General features: G+C 72.9%; 20 protein-coding genes. 13 read left to right on the top strand and 7 right to left on the bottom strand.

Translation table 11 applies throughout. The features are described 5' to 3' along the window. The first annotated feature begins 117 nt into the window (after positions 1-117). From cmk to der, 3 genes are all read left to right on the top strand, one after another. On the top strand, positions 118-801 hold the full coding sequence (gene cmk / locus ACZ5VC_RS29735) for a (d)CMP kinase (protein ID WP_469123076.1): 684 nt from the start codon (positions 118-120) through the stop codon (positions 799-801). Continuing rightward, positions 759-1,442 (top strand): lysophospholipid acyltransferase family protein, encoded by a 684-nt coding sequence (locus ACZ5VC_RS29730; protein WP_469123075.1) that lies wholly within the window; start codon positions 759-761, stop codon positions 1,440-1,442. Before cmk ends, ACZ5VC_RS29730 begins: the two co-directional genes overlap by 43 nt. Positions 1,443-1,504: 62 nt before the next feature. Then, positions 1,505-2,953 (top strand): ribosome biogenesis GTPase Der, encoded by a 1,449-nt coding sequence (gene der, locus ACZ5VC_RS29725; protein ID WP_469123074.1) that lies wholly within the window; start codon positions 1,505-1,507, stop codon positions 2,951-2,953. Between the two features lie 124 nt (positions 2,954-3,077). Here the strand turns inward: der and ACZ5VC_RS29720 are convergent, their stop codons facing one another. Further along, positions 3,078-3,434: a hypothetical protein gene (locus tag ACZ5VC_RS29720; protein ID WP_469123073.1), complete on the bottom strand. Its 357-nt coding sequence runs from the start codon at positions 3,432-3,434 to the stop codon at positions 3,078-3,080. A gap of 128 nt (positions 3,435-3,562) precedes the next feature. Next, a complete protein-coding gene (locus ACZ5VC_RS29715) occupies positions 3,563-4,336 on the bottom strand; it encodes a hypothetical protein (protein ID WP_469123072.1) in 774 nt (257 codons plus the stop codon). 191 nt (positions 4,337-4,527) lie between these two features. Here ACZ5VC_RS29715 and ACZ5VC_RS29710 point away from each other — a divergent pair, with 191 nt between their 5' ends. Further along, positions 4,528-5,040, top strand: a complete 513-nt coding sequence (locus ACZ5VC_RS29710) for a LysM peptidoglycan-binding domain-containing protein (RefSeq protein WP_469123071.1) — start codon at positions 4,528-4,530, stop codon at positions 5,038-5,040. Here ACZ5VC_RS29710 and ACZ5VC_RS29705 read toward each other — a convergent pair. The 3 genes from ACZ5VC_RS29705 to ACZ5VC_RS29695 are packed head-to-tail and all read right to left on the bottom strand — an operon-like array spanning position 5,027 to position 8,753. Further along, positions 5,027-5,686, bottom strand: a complete 660-nt coding sequence (locus ACZ5VC_RS29705; protein WP_469123070.1) for an ATP-binding cassette domain-containing protein — start codon at positions 5,684-5,686, stop codon at positions 5,027-5,029. The genes ACZ5VC_RS29710 and ACZ5VC_RS29705 overlap by 14 nt on opposite strands. Beyond that, complete coding sequence (locus ACZ5VC_RS29700; protein ID WP_469123069.1) at positions 5,683-8,340, bottom strand: ABC transporter permease subunit; 2,658 nt, start codon at positions 8,338-8,340, stop codon at positions 5,683-5,685. Before ACZ5VC_RS29700 ends, ACZ5VC_RS29705 begins: the two co-directional genes overlap by 4 nt. After that, complete coding sequence (locus tag ACZ5VC_RS29695; protein WP_469123068.1) at positions 8,328-8,753, bottom strand: hypothetical protein; 426 nt, start codon at positions 8,751-8,753, stop codon at positions 8,328-8,330. Before ACZ5VC_RS29695 ends, ACZ5VC_RS29700 begins: the two co-directional genes overlap by 13 nt. Positions 8,754-8,868: 115 nt before the next feature. Here ACZ5VC_RS29695 and ACZ5VC_RS29690 point away from each other — a divergent pair, with 115 nt between their 5' ends. From ACZ5VC_RS29690 to ACZ5VC_RS29665, 6 genes are all read left to right on the top strand, one after another. After that, positions 8,869-9,426 carry an MTB12 C-terminal domain-containing protein gene (locus ACZ5VC_RS29690; RefSeq protein WP_469123067.1) on the top strand — a complete coding sequence of 186 codons (558 nt, stop codon included), beginning with the start codon at positions 8,869-8,871 and terminating at the stop codon, positions 9,424-9,426. Then, positions 9,404-10,705, top strand: coding sequence for an ABC transporter substrate-binding protein (locus ACZ5VC_RS29685; RefSeq protein ID WP_469123066.1), 1,302 nt, complete (start codon positions 9,404-9,406; stop codon positions 10,703-10,705). The genes ACZ5VC_RS29690 and ACZ5VC_RS29685 overlap by 23 nt, the downstream gene beginning before the upstream one ends. A gap of 74 nt (positions 10,706-10,779) precedes the next feature. Beyond that, positions 10,780-12,063 (top strand): glycosyltransferase family 4 protein, encoded by a 1,284-nt coding sequence (locus ACZ5VC_RS29680; protein ID WP_469123065.1) that lies wholly within the window; start codon positions 10,780-10,782, stop codon positions 12,061-12,063. After that, a complete protein-coding gene (locus tag ACZ5VC_RS29675) occupies positions 12,060-12,911 on the top strand; it encodes a hypothetical protein (protein WP_469123064.1) in 852 nt (283 codons plus the stop codon). Before ACZ5VC_RS29680 ends, ACZ5VC_RS29675 begins: the two co-directional genes overlap by 4 nt. Positions 12,912-12,966: 55 nt before the next feature. Next, positions 12,967-13,929 (top strand): helix-turn-helix transcriptional regulator, encoded by a 963-nt coding sequence (locus tag ACZ5VC_RS29670; protein WP_469123063.1) that lies wholly within the window; start codon positions 12,967-12,969, stop codon positions 13,927-13,929. A 388-nt stretch (positions 13,930-14,317) separates the two neighbouring features. Continuing rightward, positions 14,318-14,533 (top strand): I78 family peptidase inhibitor, encoded by a 216-nt coding sequence (locus ACZ5VC_RS29665; RefSeq protein WP_468709637.1) that lies wholly within the window; start codon positions 14,318-14,320, stop codon positions 14,531-14,533. A 125-nt stretch (positions 14,534-14,658) separates the two neighbouring features. Here ACZ5VC_RS29665 and ACZ5VC_RS29660 read toward each other — a convergent pair whose 3' ends face one another. Then, positions 14,659-15,654, bottom strand: coding sequence for a phosphatase PAP2 family protein (locus ACZ5VC_RS29660; protein WP_469123062.1), 996 nt, complete (start codon positions 15,652-15,654; stop codon positions 14,659-14,661). Positions 15,655-16,072: 418 nt separating this feature from the next. On the opposite strand from ACZ5VC_RS29660, the gene ACZ5VC_RS29655 reads away from it, so the two are divergent. Together ACZ5VC_RS29655 and ACZ5VC_RS29650 are read left to right on the top strand one after the other, a co-directional pair. Continuing rightward, the gene (locus ACZ5VC_RS29655; protein ID WP_469123061.1) at positions 16,073-17,773 is read left to right on the top strand and encodes an MFS transporter; all 1,701 of its coding nucleotides are present in this window, start codon (positions 16,073-16,075) and stop codon (positions 17,771-17,773) included. A 69-nt stretch (positions 17,774-17,842) separates the two neighbouring features. Then, positions 17,843-19,033: an acyl-CoA dehydrogenase family protein gene (locus ACZ5VC_RS29650; RefSeq protein ID WP_469123060.1), complete on the top strand. Its 1,191-nt coding sequence runs from the start codon at positions 17,843-17,845 to the stop codon at positions 19,031-19,033. A gap of 28 nt (positions 19,034-19,061) precedes the next feature. Here ACZ5VC_RS29650 and ACZ5VC_RS29645 read toward each other — a convergent pair whose 3' ends face one another. Continuing rightward, on the bottom strand, positions 19,062-19,496 hold the full coding sequence (locus tag ACZ5VC_RS29645; protein WP_469123059.1) for a cell division protein SepF: 435 nt from the start codon (positions 19,494-19,496) through the stop codon (positions 19,062-19,064). Between the two features lie 287 nt (positions 19,497-19,783). On the opposite strand from ACZ5VC_RS29645, the gene ACZ5VC_RS29640 reads away from it, so the two are divergent. After that, the gene (locus ACZ5VC_RS29640; protein WP_469123058.1) at positions 19,784-20,932 is read left to right on the top strand and encodes a DUF5685 family protein; all 1,149 of its coding nucleotides are present in this window, start codon (positions 19,784-19,786) and stop codon (positions 20,930-20,932) included. The last annotated feature ends 129 nt before the right edge of the window (positions 20,933-21,061 follow it).

The raw sequence follows: 21,061 nt of genomic DNA, 5'->3' as shown, positions 1-21,061 counted from the left end.
CCGTTCCGCCGCCCGCCGAGGGGCTCCGCCGAACGGGTGCATGGGGAAGCGCCAGTACTCGGTAACCTTGTGCGGGGCCCTCGGCAGTCCGGCCGGCCCTCCCCGCGTATCAGGAAGGTGTCCCACACCGTGGAATCCGTGATCGTCGCCATCGACGGGCCCTCCGGCACGGGCAAGTCGAGCACCTCCAAGGCGGTCGCCGCCAAGCTGGGTCTGAGCTACCTGGACACCGGTGCGCAGTACCGCGCGATCACCTGGTGGATGCTGAGCAACGGGATCGACGTCCACGACGCGGACGCCGTCGCCAACGCCGCCGGCAAGCCCGACATCGTCTCCGGCACCGACCCGGCCCGCCCCACGATCACCGTCGACGGCGCCGACGCCGCCGGCCCCATCCGTACCGACGAGGTCACCTCCAAGGTCAGCGCGGTCAGCGCCGTCCCCGAGGTGCGCGCCCGGATCACCGAGCTGCAGCGCTCCATCGCCGCGGCCGCCGAGCAGGGCATCGTCGTCGAGGGCCGGGACATCGGCACGACCGTCCTCCCGGACGCCGACCTCAAGATCTTCCTGACCGCCTCGCCCGAGGCCCGCGCCGCCCGCCGCTCCGGCGAGGTCAAGGGCTCCGACGTGGCCGCCACCCGGCAGGCCCTGATCAAGCGGGACGCGGCCGACTCCAGCCGTAAGACCTCCCCGCTCGCCAAGGCCGACGACGCCGTCGAGGTGGACACCACCGAGCTGACCCTCCAGCAGGTCGTCGAGTGTGTCGTCACCCTCGTCGAGGAGAAGCGGGCCGCCGCGTGACCCTGCCCTCCGAGAAGGGTGCGGCGGTCGGCCGGGGCATCGGCATCGGGCTGATGTACGGGCTGTGGAAGCCGCGCGTCCTGGGCGCCTGGCGGGTCCGGGCGAGCGGTCCCGTGATCCTCGCCGTGAACCACTCGCACATGATCGACGGGCCGATGCTCATGGGCACCGCGCCCCGGCCGGTGCACTTCCTGATCAAGCAGGAGGCCTTCGTCGGGCCTCTGGGCCCGTTCCTGGAAGGGATCGGCCAGCTGAAGGTGGACCGTACGAGCACGGACCGGGCGGCCATCACCAACGCGCTCGGCGTGCTGGCGGACGGCGGCGTCCTCGGGATCTTCCCGGAGGGCACCCGTGGCGAGGGCGACTTCGCCTCGCTGCGGGCGGGACTCGCCTACTTCGCCGTCCGCAGCGGCGCGCCCATCGTCCCCGTCGCGGTGCTGGGAAGCACCCAGCGCCCCGGACGGTTGATACGGGCACTGCCTCCGCTGCGCAGCCGTGTCGACGTCGTCTTCGGCGACGCCTTCGAGGCGGGGGACGGCAGCGGACGCCGCACCCGCACGGCGCTCGACGACGCCACCGTACGTATCCAGGAGCGGCTCACCGCCCACCTGGAAAACGCCAGGCGCCTCACCGGGCGCTGAGCGAGACTCTGAGTAGTGGGCCTCGCGCCCACCGACCACGAAAAGATCAAGGAACGGACTTCATGAACGACCAGCACGAACACGGGGCACTTGGCGATGCCGAGTACGCGGAGTTCATGGAGCTCGCCGCGGAAGAGGGCTTCGACATCGAGGACGTCGAAGGCGCGATCGAGGAGGCCGGGCACGGCCCGCTCCCCGTTCTCGCCGTCGTCGGCCGCCCGAACGTCGGCAAGTCGACCCTGGTGAACCGGATCATCGGCCGCCGCGAGGCCGTCGTCGAGGACAGGCCCGGCGTCACCCGCGACCGCGTCACCTACGAGGCCGAGTGGGCCGGCCGCCGCTTCAAGGTCGTCGACACCGGCGGCTGGGAGCAGGACGTCCTCGGCATCGACGCCTCCGTCGCCGCCCAGGCGGAGTACGCCATCGAGGCCGCCGACGCGGTCGTCTTCGTGGTCGACTCGACGGTCGGCGCGACCGACACCGACGAGGCCGTCGTCAAGCTGCTGCGCCGCGCCGGCAAGCCCGTCGTCCTGTGCGCCAACAAGGTCGACGGCCCCAGCGGCGAGGCGGACGCGACGGCCCTGTGGTCGCTCGGCCTCGGCCAGCCGCACCCGGTCTCCTCGCTGCACGGCCGCGGCACCGGCGACATGCTCGACGCCGTCCTGGAGGCGCTGCCCGAGGCCCCGGCGCAGACCTTCGGCAGCGCCCTCGGTGGCCCCCGCCGCATCGCGCTCATCGGCCGCCCCAACGTCGGCAAGTCCTCGTTGCTGAACAAGGTGGCGCGCGAGGAGCGGGTCGTCGTCAACGAGCTGGCCGGCACCACCCGCGACCCGGTCGACGAGCTGATCGAGCTCGGCGGCGTCACCTGGAAGTTCGTCGACACTGCCGGTATCCGCAAGCGCGTCCACCTCCAGCAGGGCGCCGACTACTACGCCTCCCTGCGCACGGCCGCCGCCGTCGAGAAGGCGGAGGTCGCGGTCATCCTGATCGACGCGAGCGAGAACATCAGCGTCCAGGACCAGCGCATCGTCACCATGGCGGTCGAGTCCGGCCGTGCCATCGTCGTCGCCTTCAACAAGTGGGACACCCTCGACGAGGAGCGTCGCTACTACCTGGAGCGCGAGATCGAGACCGAGCTGGCCCAGATCGCCTGGGCCCCCCGGGTCAACGTCTCCGCCCTGACCGGCCGCCACATGGAGAAGCTGGTCCCCGCGATCGAGACGGCCCTGGAGGGCTGGGAGACCCGCATCCCCACGGGCCGGCTCAACGCCTTCCTCGGCGAGATCGTCGCCTCGCACCCGCACCCGATCCGCGGCGGCAAGCAGCCCCGCATCCTGTTCGGTACGCAGGCGGGCACCAAGCCGCCCCGGTTCGTGCTCTTCGCCTCCGGCTTCCTCGAGGCCGGCTACCGCCGCTTCGTCGAGCGCCGGCTGCGTGAGGAGTTCGGCTTCGAGGGCACCCCGATCCACATCTCGGTGCGGGTGCGCGAGAAGCGGGGCCGCAAGAAGTGACCCGGCCGGGCGATCCGATCGGGTGACCGACGGGGTGACCCGCGTGGACAACGGCTGAGGGCCGGGGCGAATCGCCCCGGCCCTCAGCCGTTGTGGTGAGCCGGCCGCTGTTGCCGAGCCGTGCTCACAGGCCCTTGCGGGGAGCCGGCGGCAGCGCCGCCGGGACGTGATGCTGCGTGTAGGGCCGCCACGCCCCCGGGTACGGGGTGCGCGGCGCCGCGTGGGCGCCGCCGCCGTGCCCGGAATGCCCGGTGCCGCCATGTCTCGCACGGCCGGCGTGCAGACCCGTCCCGAACCCCTGGAACGTCAGGTCCTCCTCGCCGCTGCGGTCACCCGGCAGCGCCCGGAACGCGCGGAGGTACTCGGAGTACAGCGCGTCGTAGATGGGCGTCGGGGAAGGGCCGACGGTCGCCTCGTGCGCCGGGCGCATCGCGGGGATCTGGTTCTGGGACGGCTGGCGGGAGGGGTCGTATGCGTGCACGTAGGTGCCAACGAACCCACCGCCCTTCGGATGCGGGCGGGCATCGGAAATCGAAGCCCGCCCTGGCCGGTCCAGGCTCGGCACCCGGGGGACGTACGCCGGGCCTATGCCCGCGCGTACGCCGTCCATCAGGTGCCCGCCAGCGGCATCACGGCGCCGACGAGCCGACCGTTGGCAGCCGCCTTCTCCAGGGCCTCACGCAGCAGGTCCTCGCGCGGCTGCTGCCCGATCGTGCCGACCGAGGCCGCGTACACCAGAACCGACTTCGACTTGTTGACCGCCGCGCGCCAGCCCTCGGTGACCTGGAGCGGCTGGTGGGCCTGCCACCAGGCGGGGCCGGTGCCGCCGCCGCCCGTACCCGGCTGGAGCACGGCGTGCAACTGGCCCATGGCCACCAGCACGGACCAGCCGGGGAGCGGGGAGGGCAGCGTCTCCATGTCGTGCACGGGGAGGAAGCCCTGCTCGGAGAGGAGCTGCATGAACTCGTCGGTGGTGCTGCCGGAGCCGGGGCGGACGACCGGGGCGGTCGGTTCGACCACGATCGCCGGGTACAGCTCGCCCTGGATCAGGACGAGACCGCTGGTGACGCCCAGAACGGCCTGCTCGGGGACGCCCGGGCCGGATTCCTTGCCGGTGATGGACCGGACGGCGCCCTGCAGCTGCTCCTCGGCGACCTGGACCACCTGCGACGGGATGCAGGTGGCGTGGGCGAACGCCAGCACCGCGGTCTCCTCGCCGACGAAGAGCACCGTGCTGGTGCGCTCCTGCTCGGAGTCGCCCGGGGTGCGGCAGGAGGTGCAGTCATAGCTGCCCGGGGCGTTCTCGCCCGCGAGCAGCCGGTCGGCTTCTTCATCGCCGATCTCGGCGCGTACTTCCTCGCTGACGTCGAGCATGCGCGGCACGGGTGGCTCCTCGGACTCGGTGCATACGAGGCGGGCGGGTCCCGGCTCGTCTCATGGAGACTTCAACGGGAGATCCGTGGCCGGGGTCACGCGCGAACGCCAACGGAATCGGACCGCCGTCCGGGTGGGTGACGGTCCGGCTCCCGCGCGGCACCGCCCGGGACGGCGGGGGAGGTGCCTAGCGTGACCCGATGTCGAAGATCCGATTGTGGACGTCGGGAGCACTCGCGGCCGCGCTGCTCGCGCTCGTCCCCGCCCAGGCGCGGGCCGACGCCGGTACACCGAAGTGCGCCGCCGACCAGTGGCCGTGGGGCTGTGTCGCCGAGTGCGAGAGCAGCGGACGGTGGAACCTCAACACCGGCAACGGCTACTACGGAGGGCTGCAGTTCTGGCAGCCGACCTGGGAGGGGCACGGCGGTCTCGCGTACGCGCGCCGCGCCGACCTCGCGACACGGCAGCAGCAGATCAAGGTCGCGGAGGAGGTGCTGCGGACCCAGGGGTGGCGGGCCTGGCCGGTGTGTTCCAAGAAGTACGGGCTCAAGGGCCGCGTGCACACGGTCCAGCCGGGGGACACGCTCAGCAAGATCGCCCGCAGGTTCGCGATCCCGGGCGGCTGGCAGGCGCTCTACGAGGCGAACAGGACGGTCGTCGGCGCGAACCCGAACCTCCTGAAGGTGGGCGCGATGCTGGTCATCGGGGCCTGAGTTCGCAGGGCTCCCCGCTGAACGCGAGGAAGCCCCGCCGCAGTTCGTGCACGAGCGTCCCCCGGGGGAGCCCGGGGGGCAGCTGCTGCTCGGCGACGACGACCGCGGCGCCGGCGGTGGTCAGGGCGGCCAGCAGACGGTACGTACGTGCCGAGACGGCCGCCGACATGCCGAGCGACGGCTCGTCGACGAGGACGACACGCGCGGGCGCGAGCAGCGCGCGGGAGACGGCGAGCATCCGCTGCTCGCCGCCGGAGAGGGTGCCGGCACGGCGGGCGAGCAGGGGCCGCAGCTCCGGATAGGCCTCCAGGGCGGCCTTGAAGTCCCTTGCGGGTGAAGCGAGTTCGAGGTTCTCGGCGACGCCGAGGGTGGTGTGGACGGCGCGCAGATCCGGTACGAAGCACAGACCGCGGCGGGCCCGGGCGTGGGCCCGCAGACCGGTCACGTCCCCGCCCCGCCAGAACACGCGTCCGGCGGAAAGGGGGACGGTCCCCGCGAGGGCGCGCAAGGTGGTCGTACGGCCGGCGCCGTTGCGGCCGAGGAGAACGGTCAGCGTGCCGGCCGGTACCGGCAGGTCGACGCCGTGCAGGGCCTCCAGGGGGCCGTACCGCACACGGGCCGCGCGCAGTTCGATCTCGGCGCTCATGACACGATCCGCCCCGCCTCCATGACATGGACCGTGTCGGCGATCCCGGCGACGAGATCGAGATCGTGCTCGACGACGAGGACGGCGAGTCCGTCCGCGGCGAGGGCCCGCAGCACCCGTGCCAGCGCCCGTGTCTCGACGGCGTCGAGCCCGGCGGCCGGCTCGTCCAGCAGCAGCGTGTGCGGCCGCCCCGCGAGCGCCCGCCCCAGCTCGACCCGTCGCAGCGTCCCCGTGGCCAGCCCGGCGGCGGGCCGGTGCCGCACGGGCCCGTCGAGACCGAGCAGCCGCAGCGCCTGCTCGACGGCCTCCCGGCCGGCCGCGGGGTCCCGCACGCGGCCCTGTTCGGCGCCGACGCGCACGTTCTCCTCCACGGTCAGCGACGGAAACACGGCCAGCTCCTGGAAGGTCCGCGCGACCCCGAGCCGGGTCCGCGCGTGCGCGGGCCGCGCGGTGATGTCCCTCCCGTCGAGCACCACCCGCCCCCGCCCGGGCCGCAGGGTCCCCGCCAGACAGTGGAAGAGGGTGCTCTTCCCGGCCCCGTTGGCCCCGACGACGGCGGTGATCCGCCCCAGCGGCACCGCCATCCCGACACCATCGAGCGCGAGGACCCCGGAGTACCGCACGAGAAGCCCTTCGGCGCTGAGCCGGGATGCGGGCGGGGCGGTGGGGGCGTGGCGCGCGGCGCCGGTGGGGGCGGGAGGGGTGCCGTCCCGGCCGGGAGGGCCGGGCCTTCCGACGTTCGCAGGCCCCCGGGCCGGGGGCTGTGCCGAGCCGTGAGGCGGCGCGCCGGCGCCCCGTGTGTCGTCCCCCGCCCGCGCGGCGGCGCGCGTTGCGGCGGGCCGGGTTCCCGCCGCCGGGGCGGGGCCGTTCCCGACGACGCCCCCTCGCTCCAGCAGCGACGTCAGCGGCGGGATGCGCCCCGTCAGGGCCGCCAGCAGGCCGACAGTCGCCGCCGCCACTCCGCCTCGGGTGCCCGCGTCCAGGCCGATCAGGAGGGCCGCGGCCGCCAGGGGGGAGAGGAGGCTGTCCGCGCCGAGGACGATGACCGCGGCGAACCAGAGGAGGCCGCGGACCGGGTCGAAGGCGTCCGGGTCGAAGGCGCGCAGGCCCATGCCGAGGAGACCGCCGCCGAGGGCCGCCAGTGCGGCGCCGGTGACGAAGGCCAGGAGCTTCAGGGAGGGGACGGGCACGCCCGCCGCCGACGCGCCCGCCTCGTGGTCCCGCAGGGCGGCCAATGCCCGGCCCGTACGGCCTCGGCGCAGCGCCGCCACCGCGTACAACGCGCAGCCCAGGAGGACGAGTTCGAGGGTGTAGTACCAGCGGTCCTCGGTGAAGCCGGCCGGGCGGCCGAGCCCGAGGTCCGCCGTCGCGTACGGCTGGGCGAAGACGAAGCGGCTCACCGCGACGCCGACGGCGAGCGTGGCCAGCGCCAGGGCGAGCCCCCGGCGGCCGATCGCCGGCCAGCCCGTGAGCAGGCCCAGCGGCGCGACCAGGAGCACCGCCACGGCCAAGGACACCAGCTCCGGCATCGTCGGCAGCCCGGGGACGCGGCCGGACGCCAGCAGGGCGGTGAACAGGGCGCCCAGCCCCGCGTACGCCGCCTGCCCGAGCGAGACCTGCCCGCCGCGCCCGGTCACGACGACCAGCGACAGCAGGATCACCGCGAGCGCCGGGACCTGGATCGCGGTGTGCAGGTCCCGGCCCGCGAATCCCAGCGGGAGGAGGAAGAGGACGCCGACGACGACCCACAGACCGCCGGGCACGCGCGTGCCCGCCGTCGAGGCGCGCGGCAGCGCGTCCCGCGCCCCCACCCCCGGCAGCAGCAGAGCCGCGAGCAGCAGGGCGACCACGAACAGGTTCGCCCCGACCGCCTGGACCAGCGGGCCCGCCCAGCCGGAGGGGTGCAGCCGGGTCAGCTGCGCCTGCGCGACACCGATCGCCAGGGCCACCACCACGGCCACCGGCAGGCTCCGCATCCGGGCCACCACCGCGACCGCGATCACCTCGACGACCAGGAGCGGCAGCCCGTACGGATCGAGGCGTACGTACGGCGCGAGCAGGACCCCCGTCAGACCCGCCGTGAACGATCCGAACGCCCACCCCGCCGCCGACACCCGGTCCGCGTGGATCCCGCCCAGCTCGGCGAGTGCCCGGTCGTCGACCACCGCCCGCAGCTCCCTGCCCGCGCGGGTCCAGCGGGTCACCGCTCCCACCGCGCCGGCCAGCAGCACCGCCGCCGCCGACTGGAGCCACGGGTCGTCGGACAGCAGCACCGGCGCGTCGTCGCGCGCCCCGGAGCCCCACGCCAGCGCGGCGGCGCCCACCAGCAGGACGAAGACGCCGATCGACGCGACCAGCGTCCGGGCGGGGTCGGAGCCGAGGAGGGACAGGGGGCGGAAGACGGCCCGGTCGAGCAGCAGACCGATGCCGGGCGCCACCAGAAGCAGCGTCACGCACGCGGCGAGCGGCAGCGGCCACCCCCACTCGACCGCGAACTGCCGCAGGACATAGGCGCACACCATCGCGATCGCCCCGTGCGCCAGGTTCAGCACACCGGTCGCGCGGTAGGTGACGACGAGTCCGATGCCGGTGAGCGCGGCCGCGCTGCCGATCGCGAGGCCCGCCAGGGTGAGTTCGTACGTCAGCGAGGCCACGGCTCACACACCGGGCAGGGGTCGAGGGGCTCGTCGCCCGCCGGGACCGCCTCCGGCTTGCCCGCCACCAGCGGACAGTCGGGCCGGTGGGCGAGCGTGCCGCCCGGGACGCGCAGCGGCGGACTCTTGGAGGAGGGCGGCGGCGCCCCGGGCCCGCCGCCGGCCGCGCCTTCGTCCGAAGCCCCGTCACCCTCCGGCCCCGCCGCCCGTCCGGCCGCCTCCCATGCCGCGGCCCACAGCACCGCCCCCGCCACCAGCAGCGCCGCCCCCGGTACCGTGCACGACGCCAGGTACGGGATCTGACGCTCGGCGAACCGTTCCCCCGACACCCCGTACCAGCCCGCCGCGCACAGCACCGCCCCGCACACGACCGCCGCGAGCCCGCCCCACCACAGCAGTCGGGATGTCGGCATGGCATGGCCTTCCGCTCCGCTGGTGAACATCCGATTTTTTGCACTATGCCCGAAAGCGTCCGACCCTGGAAGCATCAGGCCGCCCGGCCTGGACGTACACCCGGTGGTGAGCCAGATGGGCCTTCGCGGAAACGGCGGACTCAAGGGTCTCGGCGGCCCCGGCGGTCGCCCCCGTATGGCGGCGCTGGCAGCCGCCGCGGTGCTGGCCCTCACCCCCGCCCTCGCCGCCTGCTCGGACGACGACGGCTACGGCTCCACGACGTCCCCGAGCCCCTCGGTGACCCGGAGCAGCGAGCAGCCCGCCGCCGACGCCCCCGCCGACGCGACCGCCGCGCGGGCGCAGATCGAGAAGGCCTGGCAGACGTTCTTCGACCCGACGGCGTCCACCGACGAGAAGGCCGCGGTACTGGAGGACGGCGAGCGGATGCGGCCCGTGCTGATGGCCTTCGGCAGCGATCCCAACGCCGCGAAGACCTCCGCCAAGGTCACCGCCGTCAGCTTCACCTCGGCCACCACCGCCGACGTCACCTACGACCTGCTGGTCGGCGGGACGCCCGCCCTGCCCGACTCCAAGGGCACCGCGGTCTTCCAGGACAACACCTGGAAGGTGTCCGTGAAGACACTCTGTGGCCTGGTCCGGATCAGCGGCAATGCGGCCGTTCCGGGCTGCTGAGACACTCCTCCTGGCGGCACTGCTCTTCCTCGGCGCCGCCTGCGGAAGCCGGCTGCCGGAGAGTGACTTCGCAGGCCGAAGCACCTCCCCGGACACCAACGCCTCCGCGAACACCGACGCCTCCGCCGAGCCGATCCGCGTCGGCATCATCACCAGTGCCACCAGCCCCGTCGGCGGCGCCGCCTTCACCGGCCCGCGCGACGGGGCCCGCGCCTACTTCGACGCCCTCAACGCCCGCGGCGGCATCGGCGGACGCCGCGTGGAGGTCCTCACCTGCGACGACGGAGGAAGCGGCGTCGGCAACAACGAGTGCGTGCACCGGCTCGTCGACGAGCGGAAGGTCTTCGCCCTCGTCGCCACCACGGCCCTCGACTACGCGGGCGCCCCGCTCGTCTCCCGGGCGGGCGTCCCCGACATCGGTGGTCAGCCGCTCGGCCCGGCGTACGACACCTATCCGCACCTGTACGGGATCTACGGCAGCCTCGCCCCGCGCACCGGCAGGGCGCCCGGCTGGAACGGCACCCTCTACGGCGGCACGGAGGTCTACCGCTACTTCAAGACGCGCCACGGCGCCCGCACGGCCGGGGTCGTCTCGTACAACCAGGCCGCGTCCGCCGCCTACGCACGGCTCGTCACCGACGGCCTCCGCGCCGAGGGCTACCGGGTCGTCAGCGAACAGGTCGACTTCGCGCTGCCCAACTTCCGCGCCGTCGCCGCCGACCTCCGCGAGCAGGGCGCCGACCTCGTCTTCGACGCCCTCGACACCCACGGCAACGCCCGCCTGTGCGAGGCGATGGACGCGGTCGGCGTCCGGGTCACGGCGAAGGTCACCAACGTGCAGAACTGGTCGTCGGCCGTCCCGGAGGAGTTCCGCAAGGCACCCGTCTGCCGCAACACCCTCTGGGTCACCGGCTCCAGCCGCAACTACGAGGACGTCGGCCACCCGGCGGTACGGGAGTTCCGGCAGGCTCTGAAAGGCCGTCAGGTCTCCCAGTGGCAGCTGGAGGGGTGGGCCGCCGCCATGTGGTTCACGGACGCCGCCAAAGCCTGCGGCACCCTCACGCGCGCCTGCGTCGAGCGCTTCCTGGAGCGCCAAGAGGCCTACACGGCCCATGGCTTGCTGCTGCCCGTACGGTTCGACCGACTGGCCCAACCGCCCCGGACCCTGCGCACCTGTCTGTCCGTCGCCCGCTGGCAGGACGGCAGTGGATGGGTCACCCAGAGCGGTGACATGACCACCAACTGCGCCACGGTTCCCCAGCTCGGCTACCGGCCCTGATGCGCCGGGGGGAGCCAAGTACAGTCCCTTTCTGACTGACGACCATGAAAAACCGGGGGAGACGCGGCAGCGCGATGCACATCTCATTTCTGCTCCACAACGCGTACGGCATCGGGGGAACGATCCGTACGACGTTCAACCTCGCCCAGATCCTGGCCCAGCGGCACGACGTCGAAATAGTGTCCGTCTTCCGGCACAGCGAGGAGCCGACCCTCGGCGCACCGGCCGGAGTGACCATGAAGCACCTGGTCGATCTCCGCAGGAACAGCCCCGGTTACGACGGCGACCATCCCGACTACCAGCGCCCCGCACGGGTCTTCCCGCGCGGCGACGGCCGCTGGAAGCAGTACAGCCGGCTCACCGACGCGCGGATCGGCGCCCACCTGAAGAACCTCCGGGCCGACGTCGTCGTCGGCACGCGCCCCGGACTCAACATCCACATCGCCCGGCAGGTCCGCCGGGGCCCGGTGCGCGTCGGCCAGGAGCATCTGACCCTGGACAGCCACGGCTACCGGCTGCGCCGCGAAATAGGGCACCGCTACGCCCTCCTGGACGCCATCACGACCGTCACCGAGGCCGACGCCCGCTCCTACCGCACCCGGCTGAAGCTCCCCGGGGTACGGATCGACTCCGTGCCCAACAGCGTCCCCGTCCCCTCCGTGCCGCCTGCCGACTCCAGCGCCAAGTGGGTGGTCACGGCCGGCCGGCTCACCCAGGTCAAGCGGTACGACCTGCTGGTCGAGGCGTTCGCCAAGGTCGTCGAGGTCCGTCCCGACTGGCGGCTGCGGATCTACGGCAGCGGTGACGCGACCGGCAACGAGAAGAACGCCCTGCGCGCCCTCATCGAGCAGCGCGGCCTGCACAACCACGTCTTCCTGATGGGCCCGGCCCACCCGCTGGAGCCCGAGTGGGTGAAGGGCTCGATCGCCGCCGTCACCTCCCGCCTGGAGTCGTTCGGCATGACCATCGTCGAGGCGATGCGCTGCGGGCTGCCCGTCGTCTCCACCGACTGCCCGCACGGTCCCGGCGAGATCATCGAGGACGGTGTGGACGGACGGCTGGTGCCCGTCGGTGACGCGGACGCCGTGGCCGGGGCGCTGCTGGAGCTGATCGAGGACGACGAGCTGCGCCGCAAGAGGGGACAGGCCGCGCTGGCCGCGTCCGAGCGCTTCGACCCGGTCCCGATCGCCGAGCGTCACGAGGCGCTCTTCACCGAACTGGTCGAGCGGGGCACCAACGGCCGCTCCCGCGGCGGACTCCGCGACGGCTTCCACCGCGCGCGCGGCGGCCTCCTCGACACCGCCTACGCCCTGCGCTACAAGGTCGCCGACGTCCTCCGGAAGGGGAAGCGCGCATGACCACCTCCAGCACCGCCGTGGAGAGCGCGAGCGTGCGCGCGCCGCGCGCCGACTGCGTGGCCGACGCCGCCGGGAACGTCGTCTTCGAGCTGAGCACCGGTCTCACCGAAGAACCCGGCGCACTCGTCCTGCGACCGCGCGGGGCGGCCGGCCTGGCCGACGAGATCCTCCTGCCGCTGACCCCGGCGGGCGCCGGCCGGTCGCGCGCCGTCCTCGACGCGGGCACCGAGCTCGCCGAAGGCCGCTGGGACGCGTACGTCGACGGCCTGGCCGTCGAGCCCGGCGTCCGCGACGTACGAGCGCTGATGGCCCGGGAGCACATCCGTACCGGCCCGGTCTCGGTGCGCATCCCGCAGCCGACCCCCGACGGCGGGCTCGCGGTCCGCAGCTGGCTGCGCGCACCCCATGCCGAGGCCGGCGATCTGGCCTTCGGGCCGGCCGGCTGCACGGTCCAGGGGCGGCTGCACGGCGCCGCGCTCGGAGCCGGAGCGGTGGCCGAGGCCAGGCTGGGGGAGCGGACCCATCAGGTGCCGGTGGCCGGGAACGAGGAAACGTTTACCTTCACCCTGCCGTACGCGCCGCTGGCCGAAGAGACCGAAGAGACGGGGGGAACCGCTGAGCCGGAGGGATCCGGGGCCGCGGGGGCGGGAGCCTCCGGGGCGGCGCCGCGGCTGTGGGAGCTGTGGCTGCGGCCGGCCGAGGACGCCGAACCGGTCAGGATCGCCCGGCTCCTCGACGACATCTGGGACCGCAGGACCATCTTCGTCTACCCGGACCGGGCCGTCGGGGACCGCACGGTCACTCCCGTCTACACCTCCGCCAACGACCTCTGCGTCCGCGTGAGCTGACCGCGCCGCGCCCCCGCGGACATTAGCTGTCCGCAACGGCTGCCAGAATCCCCGCATGTTGGAGACCTCGGCACGACTGCTGCGCCTGCTCTCACTGCTGCAGGCCCACCGCGAATGGTCGGGCGCCGATCTCGCGGACCGGCTCGGCGTCACGCCGCGTACCGTACGCCGCGATGTCGACCGGCTCCGCGAACTCGGCTACCCGGTCAACGCGAGCCCCGGCACGGGCGGCGGCTATCAGCTCGGCGCGGGGGCCGAGCTGCCGCCGCTGCTCCTCGACGACGAGGAGGCCGTGGCGGTCGCCGTCGGCCTGCGCACCGCGGCGGGCCAGGGGATCGAGGGCATCGGCGAGACCTCCGTACGGGCGCTGTCCAAGCTGGAGCAGGTACTGCCCGCCCGGCTGCGGCGCAGGGTCAGCGCCCTGAACGCCTTCACCGTCCCGATGCTGCGCGCCCCGCAGCCCCAGGGCCTCGACCCGTCCGTGCTCACCGAACTCGCCAACGCCTGCCGGGACAGTGAGCGGCTGCGCTTCGAATACCGCGACCACAACGGCTCCACCTCCCGGCGGACCGCCGAGCCGCACCGGCTGGTGTGCACCGAACGCCGCTGGTACCTGGTCGCCTGGGACGTGGACCGCCGGGACTGGCGTACGTTCCGGGCGGACCGGATCGTGCCCACGCCGCCCCACGGCCCGCGTTTCCCGCCGAGGGAGCCGCCGGCCGAGGATCTGGCCGCCTATGTGTCCGAGGGAGTGTCGACGGCGGCGTACGCGGCCAGGGCGGTGATCCGGCTGCATGTCCCGATCGAGGAGGCGGCCCGGACCGTGGGTCCCTCCGACGGTGTGCTGGAGGCCGAGACCGCGTCGACATGTCTGCTGCACACAGGCGGAACGAGCCTTGATGTGCTGGTCATCCATGTGGTGCTGATGGGCTTCGCGTTCGAGGTGATCGAACCGAGGTCGCTGGACGACCACATCAGGCAGATCCGGGACCGTCTCTCCCGGGCTCTCGGGGAATGACCCCGGGCGGCCCGGACTCGCCGGCGCCGACCCGGGCGAGGCCCGCCGACCGGAACGCCACCTCCTCTCTCCCCTGGGCGGACGGGACAGAGCGCCTACCGGACGGATAGTCGCGGCAGACACGGAAAGAGGAATGGAAGGCGGCCCGCCAATTCATCGGACAAGGTGCTCGGACCGAATTCCGGAACGTGTGTCCGAGTTACCGCCGGAATGGCCCCCAATTGCCGTCGAAGAGGCCGGTTCCCGACAGTTCGAGTCACCGCCTTCGCGCCAAACGGATGTCGAGAGCCTGTGACACAAGTGTGACAGCTGAGGTACGTGAGGATGCTGGCACAACTGCCCGCCCCCCGGCTTCCGTCACCGTCCGAGGCCGCCTACGGTGAGGAACATGGCACCGATTCCGACCCCTCCCGTACCGCCCGAGGACGCCCCAGAGTCGTACGTCGGCCTGGACGCGCACGCCGCGGAAGAGCTCGCCCACGACCGCGGCTGGGCCCTTGTCCGCGCCCTGCCGCCGGGTTCGATCATCACGATGGAGTACATGCCCGAACGCATCAACTTCGAGGTCGAGGACGACACCGTGACCCGCTGCTGGCTCGGCTGAGACGGCGCCCGGGGCGCCGGGCCGGACAACGCCGAAGGCCCCGGCCGAAGCCGGGGCCTTCGCGCTGCGGGGGCCGGTCTGTGCGTACCGCCCCCGCGGTCCTGAAAAGAGGGGGACCGCCGGGATCAGCCGCCCGTCACCGGCCGCGAGTGCGGCGGCCGGCGGCTGCCGACCGGGGTGACCGGGGTGCGCTCCGAGCGCGCGGTGTGCGCCCGGTGCGTGCCGAGCGGCGGCGCCAACTGGGCCGTCGACCGGACGGTCGGACGCCCGCCGCTGGCCGCGCCCACCGGCTCGCGCACCGGCTCCTCGCCCTCCTCGGCCAGGTCCCGCCGCGGGAACATCGCGGGCCGCGGTCCACCGGTGGCGACCGGAAGAGACGGCACCAGACGACGGCGTGCCCGCAGCTGCTCGCGCACCGAGAGGATGAACGCCTCGGCCCGGCCGATCGCCGGCTCGCACCAGGGCAGTGCCAGCAGGATCAGCAGACCGGCGGCCCAGCCGAGCAGCACATCGCTCAGCCAGTGCGTACCGAGATAGACGGTGGTGAGCCCGACGCCGAGCGCGACCACGGCCGAGACGGCCGACAGATAGCGCCTCGCCCGCGGCGTGGTGGCCAGATAGGCCAGGATTCCCCAGGTCACGACCGCGTTGGCGGTATGTCCGGAAGGAAATATATCGCCGCCGGCGAAGAGCTCGGCGGAGCCGATCTGCGTCGCGTAGTGAGGGCCGAGCCGGCCGAGGCCGATCTTGACCGCGCCGACCGTGACATTCAGCAGCAGCAGCGACGCGCCCAGGGCGAGCAGCGGTCGCAGCGTGTGCTGACGCCAGGAACGCCAGCCGAGCCAGGCCGCCACCATCACGGCCGTCGGGCCGCGCTGGCCGAGAACCACGTAGTAGTCCAGGAAGGCGTGCAGCTCCGGCCACTGCTGGTAGGGCCGGAAGAGCATGATCTTCCAGTCGAGGATGACCAGCCAGGACGAGATGAGCACGGCGACGACGATGGCGAGATAGAACGCCAACGTCCCGCCGAAGAGGGCGAGACGCGTGTGGGTCATCCCCGGGATCTCTATCTTCGGCGGTTCCGGCTCCCGGTCCAGCCGGGCAAAGATGTCGGTACGCACCCAATCGACGTTACAGCGAGTGAGTGCGGGTCCCGGCCGATCCGGCCTCTTCGTGATGACCATGTGATGTGGAGTCCGTCTCAGCGAGTGATTTATTCCCGGACAATCCACTAACCCCCGGGACCTTGCGCCCTATTACCGCCGTGAAGCTTTGGCGGAAGTGTGTTTGTACGTCGATGAAATGGCCCGTACGGATGTGAGTACGGAATTCCCGCCGCGATGCGAGACGACGCGCGGGGCGCCCGGAGTGGCGTACGCCACACTCCCCGGCCCACAGGGTGAGAGATGGACCACGCGCCCCCCGGGTGAACTCGCGTACGCTGACTGCTCACTCGCCCGTCGATGCCGGGCCGCCCCGGAGGGTCCCGCCCCCGGCCGGCGCCCACCGAGCGCGAGGGATTCACTGGGAGGTACGTACATGTCCGGGACGATCACGGCCGGAGCACGGCTGCGTGCCGCCGGCGGCGGTGCCAACCGCTGGGTCGTCCTCTTCGTCCTCTGTGTGAGCCTGCTGCTGGTCGCGCTCGACGCGACCGTGCTCCATGTCGCCGTGCCGTCCGTCACCGAGGACCTCCGCCCCAGCGGCACCGCGCTGCTGTGGATCGTGGACGCCTACCCGCTGGTCTGTGCCTCACTGCTGATCCTCTTCGGCACGCTCGGCGACCGGATCGGACGGCGCACGGTCCTGCTCCTCGGGTACGGGATCTTCGGCGCCGCCTCCGCGGTCGCCGCCCTCGCCACCAACCCGGGCGTACTGATCGGTGCCCGCGCCCTGCTCGGAGTCGGCGGCGCGATGATCATGCCGGCGACGCTCTCCCTCCTCCGTGCGGTCTTCCCCGACCGGCGCGAGCGGGCCACCGCCATCGGCATCTGGACGGCCGTCGCCGCCGTCGGCGCCGCGACCGGGCCGGTCCTGGGCGGCTTCCTCGTCCAGCACTACTGGTGGGGCTCGGTCTTCCTGGTCAACATCCCGCTGATGGCGCTGATCCTTCCCCTCGGCCGCTGGCTCCTGCCCGAGTCGAGAGGCGCCGCCGACGGACCCTGGGACGTGCTGGGCGCGCTGATGGCGGCGGCCGGTGTCCTGGGTGTCGTCCTCGGAGTGAAGCGTCTCGGCGCCATGGACCCCTTGCTGTCCGCGGCGACCGCCGTGCCGCTGCTGGTCGGCGCCGCGCTGCTGGTCCTCTTCGTGCGACGGCAGAAGAGCCGCACCCATCCGCTGATCGACATGCGGCTGTTCTCCCGCGCGACCTTCACCACCTCCGTGGGGTGCATCGTCCTCGCGATGCTGGCGCTGGTCGGCCTCGAGCTCATAGCCGTGCAGTACCTCCAGCTGGTGCTCGGGCTCAGCCCACTGGCGACCGGCCTGAGGCTGCTGCCGCTGACCTTCGCCGCCATGGCGGCCGGCGCCACCGGGTCGTCCACCCTGCACCGCATCGGCCCCCGCCGCATGGTCGGCTGGGGCTTCATGCTCACCGCGAGCGCCGTACTCCTCCTGCTCCTCATGGGGCAGCACGACCGTCCGCTGCTGCTCACCGCCGGCTTCGTGCTCCTCGGCTTCGGACTGCAGACCACTCTCTTCGGCGCGTACGAGTCGATGCTCAGCGAGGCGCCGGCCGACAGCGCGGGCGGCGCCGCCGCGATCGGCGAGACCTCCTACCAGCTCGGCGCCGGCATGGGCATCGCCCTGCTCGGCAGCGTCATGAACGCGGTCTACGCCCCCGGCCTCGCGTCGATCACCGGCGTTCCGGCCGCGGCGAGCCGCGCGGCCGGCAATTCGCTGGGCGAGGCCTATCAGGTGGCGGCCCATCTCGGCGGCGCCGCCGGAGCCTCCCTGCACGCCGCCGCACGCCACGCCTTCGTCCACGGCCTCCACGTCACGCTGCTCGTCAGCGCCGGCCTGCTGCTCCTCGGAGCGCTGATGGCCCTGCGACTGCCCCGGATCATGGAGTGCCCGGCGGACGAGCCGGACACGTCCGCGGACAAGAGCGACCGGACGGCGGACGAGCGCGACCAGGCCGCCGTCGCCGTTCCGCCGCAGCCCGTCACGCGCATCGAAGCGAGGGTCCCGGCGAGGCGCGAGGTCGTGGAGCCGGCCCGGTCTGGACGCACGGCACACTGAGCCGTAACGTCAGCGCCGCTGTAACTACCAACGCTAGTTTTACGAGTGTCAGCCGCCGGAGGCCCCGCCATGTCCGCACCCGCGAAGCTCCCGCCCTTCGACCCCAGCGACCCCCTCGGCATCGACGATCTGCTCGACCCCGAGGACCTCGCGATCCGCGACACCGTCCGCACCTGGGCCGCCGACCGGGTCATGCCCCACATCGCCGACTGGTACGAGCGCGGCGAGCTGCCCGGCATCCGTGAACTGGCCCGCGAACTCGGCTCGATCGGCGCGCTCGGCATGTCCCTCGACGGCTACGGCTGCGCGGGCGCCACCGCCGTCCAGTACGGACTGGCCTGCCTGGAGCTGGAGGCCGCCGACTCCGGCATCCGCTCCCTCGTCTCCGTACAGGGCTCGCTCGCCATGTACGCGATCTGGAAGTTCGGCTCGGAGGAGCAGAAGCAGCGCTGGCTGCCCGCGATGGCCGCGGGCGAGATCATCGGCTGCTTCGGTCTGACCGAGCCGGACCACGGCTCCGACCCGGCCGGGATGCGGACGTACGCCAAGAAGGACGGCGCCGACTGGGTGCTCACCGGCCGCAAGATGTGGATCACCAATGGGTCGGTCGCCGGAGTCGCCGTCGTGTGGGCGCAGACCGACCAGGGCGTCCGCGGGTTCGTCGTACCGACGGACGCCCCGGGCTTCTCCGCGCCCGAGATCAAGCACAAGTGGTCGCTGCGCGCGTCGGTCACCAGCGAACTCGTCCTCGACGACGTGCGGCTGCCGGCCGACGCGGTCCTTCCCGGGGTCACCGGTCTCAAGGGCCCGCTCAGCTGTCTGTCGCACGCCCGCTACGGCATCGTGTGGGGCGCGATGGGGGCGGCGCGCGCGTCGTTCGAGGCCGCGCTGGAGTACGCCAAGAGCCGTGAGCAGTTCGGCAGGCCGATCGGCGGCTTCCAGCTCACCCAGGCCAAGCTCGCCGACATGGCACTGGAGCTGCACAAGGGCATCCTGCTCGCCCATCACCTCGGGCGGCGGCTCGACGCCGGAAAGCTCCGCCCCGAGCAGGTCAGCTTCGGAAAGCTCAACAACGTGCGGGAGGCGATCGAGATCTGCCGCACCTCGCGCACCATCCTGGGCGCCAACGGAATCTCACTGGAGTACCCGGTGATGCGGCACGCCACCAACCTCGAGTCGGTCCTCACCTACGAGGGCACGGTCGAGATGCACCAGCTCGTGCTCGGCAAGGCGCTCACCGGACTCGACGCCTTCCGTTGAGAGGCGCCGCCGGTGAGGGGCCCTGCCGTCAGCTCTGGTTGAAGAAGCCGTCCGTCGCCCGGCCCGCGGACTCCCCGTTGACGATCTGCGTGTCCGCGGGGGTCAGCAGGAAGACGCGGGTCGCGACGCGCTCGATCGACCCGCGCAGACCGAAGGCGAGACCGGCCGCGAAGTCCACCACGCGCTTGGCGTCGGAGGGCTCCATCGCCGTCAGGTTCACGATGACCGGGACGCCGTCACGGAACAGCTCGCCGATGCCGCGGGCGTCCCGGAAGCCGTCCGGGGAGACCGTCGCGATCCGGCGGCCCTCCTCCTGCGCCGATTCGGAGGCCACCCGCACCCGTGGGTCGGTCACCCATGCGTCGTCGCTCTCAGCACCCTCGGCGTACTCGTCGTCGTAGTAACGCTCGTCGCTGTCCTCGACGAGTCCCAGCCAGGCACTTGCCTTGCGCACCGATCCCATGGACGCCTCCTTTCAGCGCGGTCACTTGTGGTTCCGCACCCCTATGGTCGTCCATGATGCGGATCGTGCGCCAAGTGGATAGTCGGCGCGCAGGGGATTCGTGACGGTACTGGTGCAGAACATGTGGCGATTCGTCAAGGTTCTTCCTTGGTACAGCCCCTGATGGGGCATCGCGGAACAGAAAATATGAAGGTCGGGCCAGACGGGTGATCGAGGGGACGTACGGGTGAACGACTCACTCGATACGATGCCCGGCGCACGTGCGATCGACTCACGGGGAAGTGCTCATGTTCGGAATCGTCAGACCCTGCACGCATCGGCTCAGCGAGGGCCTGAAGACGGAGTGGATGGCCCATCTCTGCGGGTTGTGCCTCGCACTCCGGGCCGACCACGGCCAGTTCGCCCGGGTCGTCACCAACTACGACGGCCTCATTGTCTCGGTTCTGACGGAGGCTCAGACGGGGGTCACGGCCGGCGGCAGGCGCACCGCCGGGCCCTGCCCGCTTCGTTCGATGCGCACCGCCCCGGTCGCCCGGGGAGAGGGGGCGCGGCTGGCGGCGGCGGTGTCGCTGGTGCTGGCCTCGGCGAAGGTACGGGACCACGTCGCCGACGGGGACGGGCTGTTGGCTCGGCGGCCGGCCGCCGCGGCCGCCCGGCGGGTCGCCCTCGGCTGGGACCGGGCCGGGGCGAGGACCGGACGGGCGCTCGGCTTCGACACGGCGGTCCTGGTCGACGCGGTCGACCGGCAGACCGGCATCGAGGCGCTCGCCGGTCCCGGCACGTCCGTCCTCACGGTCACCGAGCCGACCGAGACGGCGACGGCGGCGGCCTTCGCGCACACCGCCGTCCTCGCCGGCCGCCCCGGCAACGCGGCGCCCCTCGCGGAGGCGGGCCGGCTCTTCGGCCGTCTCGCGCACCTCCTCGACGCGGTGGAGGACAAGGACGCCGACGCGGCGTCGGGCGCATGGAACCCGCTCACGGCGACGGGCACCTCACTCGGCGAGGCGCGCCGCCTGGCGGACGACGCACTGCACGGGATCCGGCTGGCCCTGCGGGACGCGGACTTCGTCGACGACACGCTGCTGCACGTGTTGTTGGTGCACGAGCTGAAGCAGTCGGTCAACAGGGCCTTCGCGACGGCCCCCTGCGCCCACCAGCCCCTGCCGGGCAATCCGTACGCCCCGGGCGGTCCCGGCGCGCCCCTCCCTCCGGAACCCCCGAACCGCAGGCGCGGCCTGATAGCCGGCTGCGCGGTCTGGATGGGCCTGGCCTGCACGTGCCAGATGTGCTGCGGCACGTTCGAGGACCCGTGGAGCAGGGAGCGGCGGGAAGGGCTGTGTCACCAGGGGGACTGCGGGGACTGCTGCGATTGCTGTGACTGTTGTTCGAACTGTGGGGATGGGTGCGACTGCTGCGACTGCGGCTGCGACTGCTGATTTCCCCTGCCCCCGGGGCCCGGGGGGGGGGGGGGGGGGGGGGGGGGGGGGGGGGGGGGGGGGGGGGGGAGGGCGGGGGGGGGGGGGGGGGGGGGGGGGGGGGGGGGGGGGGGGGGGGGGGGGGGACGT

This window comes from Streptomyces sp. NPDC033174 (assembly GCF_055577795.1).
This window is presented reverse-complemented; position numbering and strand designations above follow the sequence as displayed.

Excerpts from the sequence above, each read along its gene's own strand:
- der (WP_469123074.1), top strand. The coding sequence starts at position 1,505 with ATGAACGACCAGCACGAACACGGGGCACTTGGCGATGCCGAGTACGCG.
- ACZ5VC_RS29710 (WP_469123071.1), top strand. The coding sequence starts at position 4,528 with ATGTCGAAGATCCGATTGTGGACGTCGGGAGCACTCGCGGCCGCGCTG.
- ACZ5VC_RS29705 (WP_469123070.1), bottom strand. The coding sequence starts at position 5,686 with ATGAGCGCCGAGATCGAACTGCGCGCGGCCCGTGTGCGGTACGGCCCC.
- ACZ5VC_RS29695 (WP_469123068.1), bottom strand. The coding sequence starts at position 8,753 with ATGCCGACATCCCGACTGCTGTGGTGGGGCGGGCTCGCGGCGGTCGTG.
- ACZ5VC_RS29690 (WP_469123067.1), top strand. The coding sequence starts at position 8,869 with ATGGGCCTTCGCGGAAACGGCGGACTCAAGGGTCTCGGCGGCCCCGGC.
- ACZ5VC_RS29685 (WP_469123066.1), top strand. The coding sequence starts at position 9,404 with ATGCGGCCGTTCCGGGCTGCTGAGACACTCCTCCTGGCGGCACTGCTC.
- ACZ5VC_RS29680 (WP_469123065.1), top strand. The coding sequence starts at position 10,780 with ATGCACATCTCATTTCTGCTCCACAACGCGTACGGCATCGGGGGAACG.
- ACZ5VC_RS29675 (WP_469123064.1), top strand. The coding sequence starts at position 12,060 with ATGACCACCTCCAGCACCGCCGTGGAGAGCGCGAGCGTGCGCGCGCCG.
- ACZ5VC_RS29670 (WP_469123063.1), top strand. The coding sequence starts at position 12,967 with ATGTTGGAGACCTCGGCACGACTGCTGCGCCTGCTCTCACTGCTGCAG.
- ACZ5VC_RS29665 (WP_468709637.1), top strand. The coding sequence starts at position 14,318 with ATGGCACCGATTCCGACCCCTCCCGTACCGCCCGAGGACGCCCCAGAG.
- ACZ5VC_RS29655 (WP_469123061.1), top strand. The coding sequence starts at position 16,073 with ATGTCCGGGACGATCACGGCCGGAGCACGGCTGCGTGCCGCCGGCGGC.
- ACZ5VC_RS29650 (WP_469123060.1), top strand. The coding sequence starts at position 17,843 with ATGTCCGCACCCGCGAAGCTCCCGCCCTTCGACCCCAGCGACCCCCTC.
- ACZ5VC_RS29645 (WP_469123059.1), bottom strand. The coding sequence starts at position 19,496 with ATGGGATCGGTGCGCAAGGCAAGTGCCTGGCTGGGACTCGTCGAGGAC.
- ACZ5VC_RS29640 (WP_469123058.1), top strand. The coding sequence starts at position 19,784 with ATGTTCGGAATCGTCAGACCCTGCACGCATCGGCTCAGCGAGGGCCTG.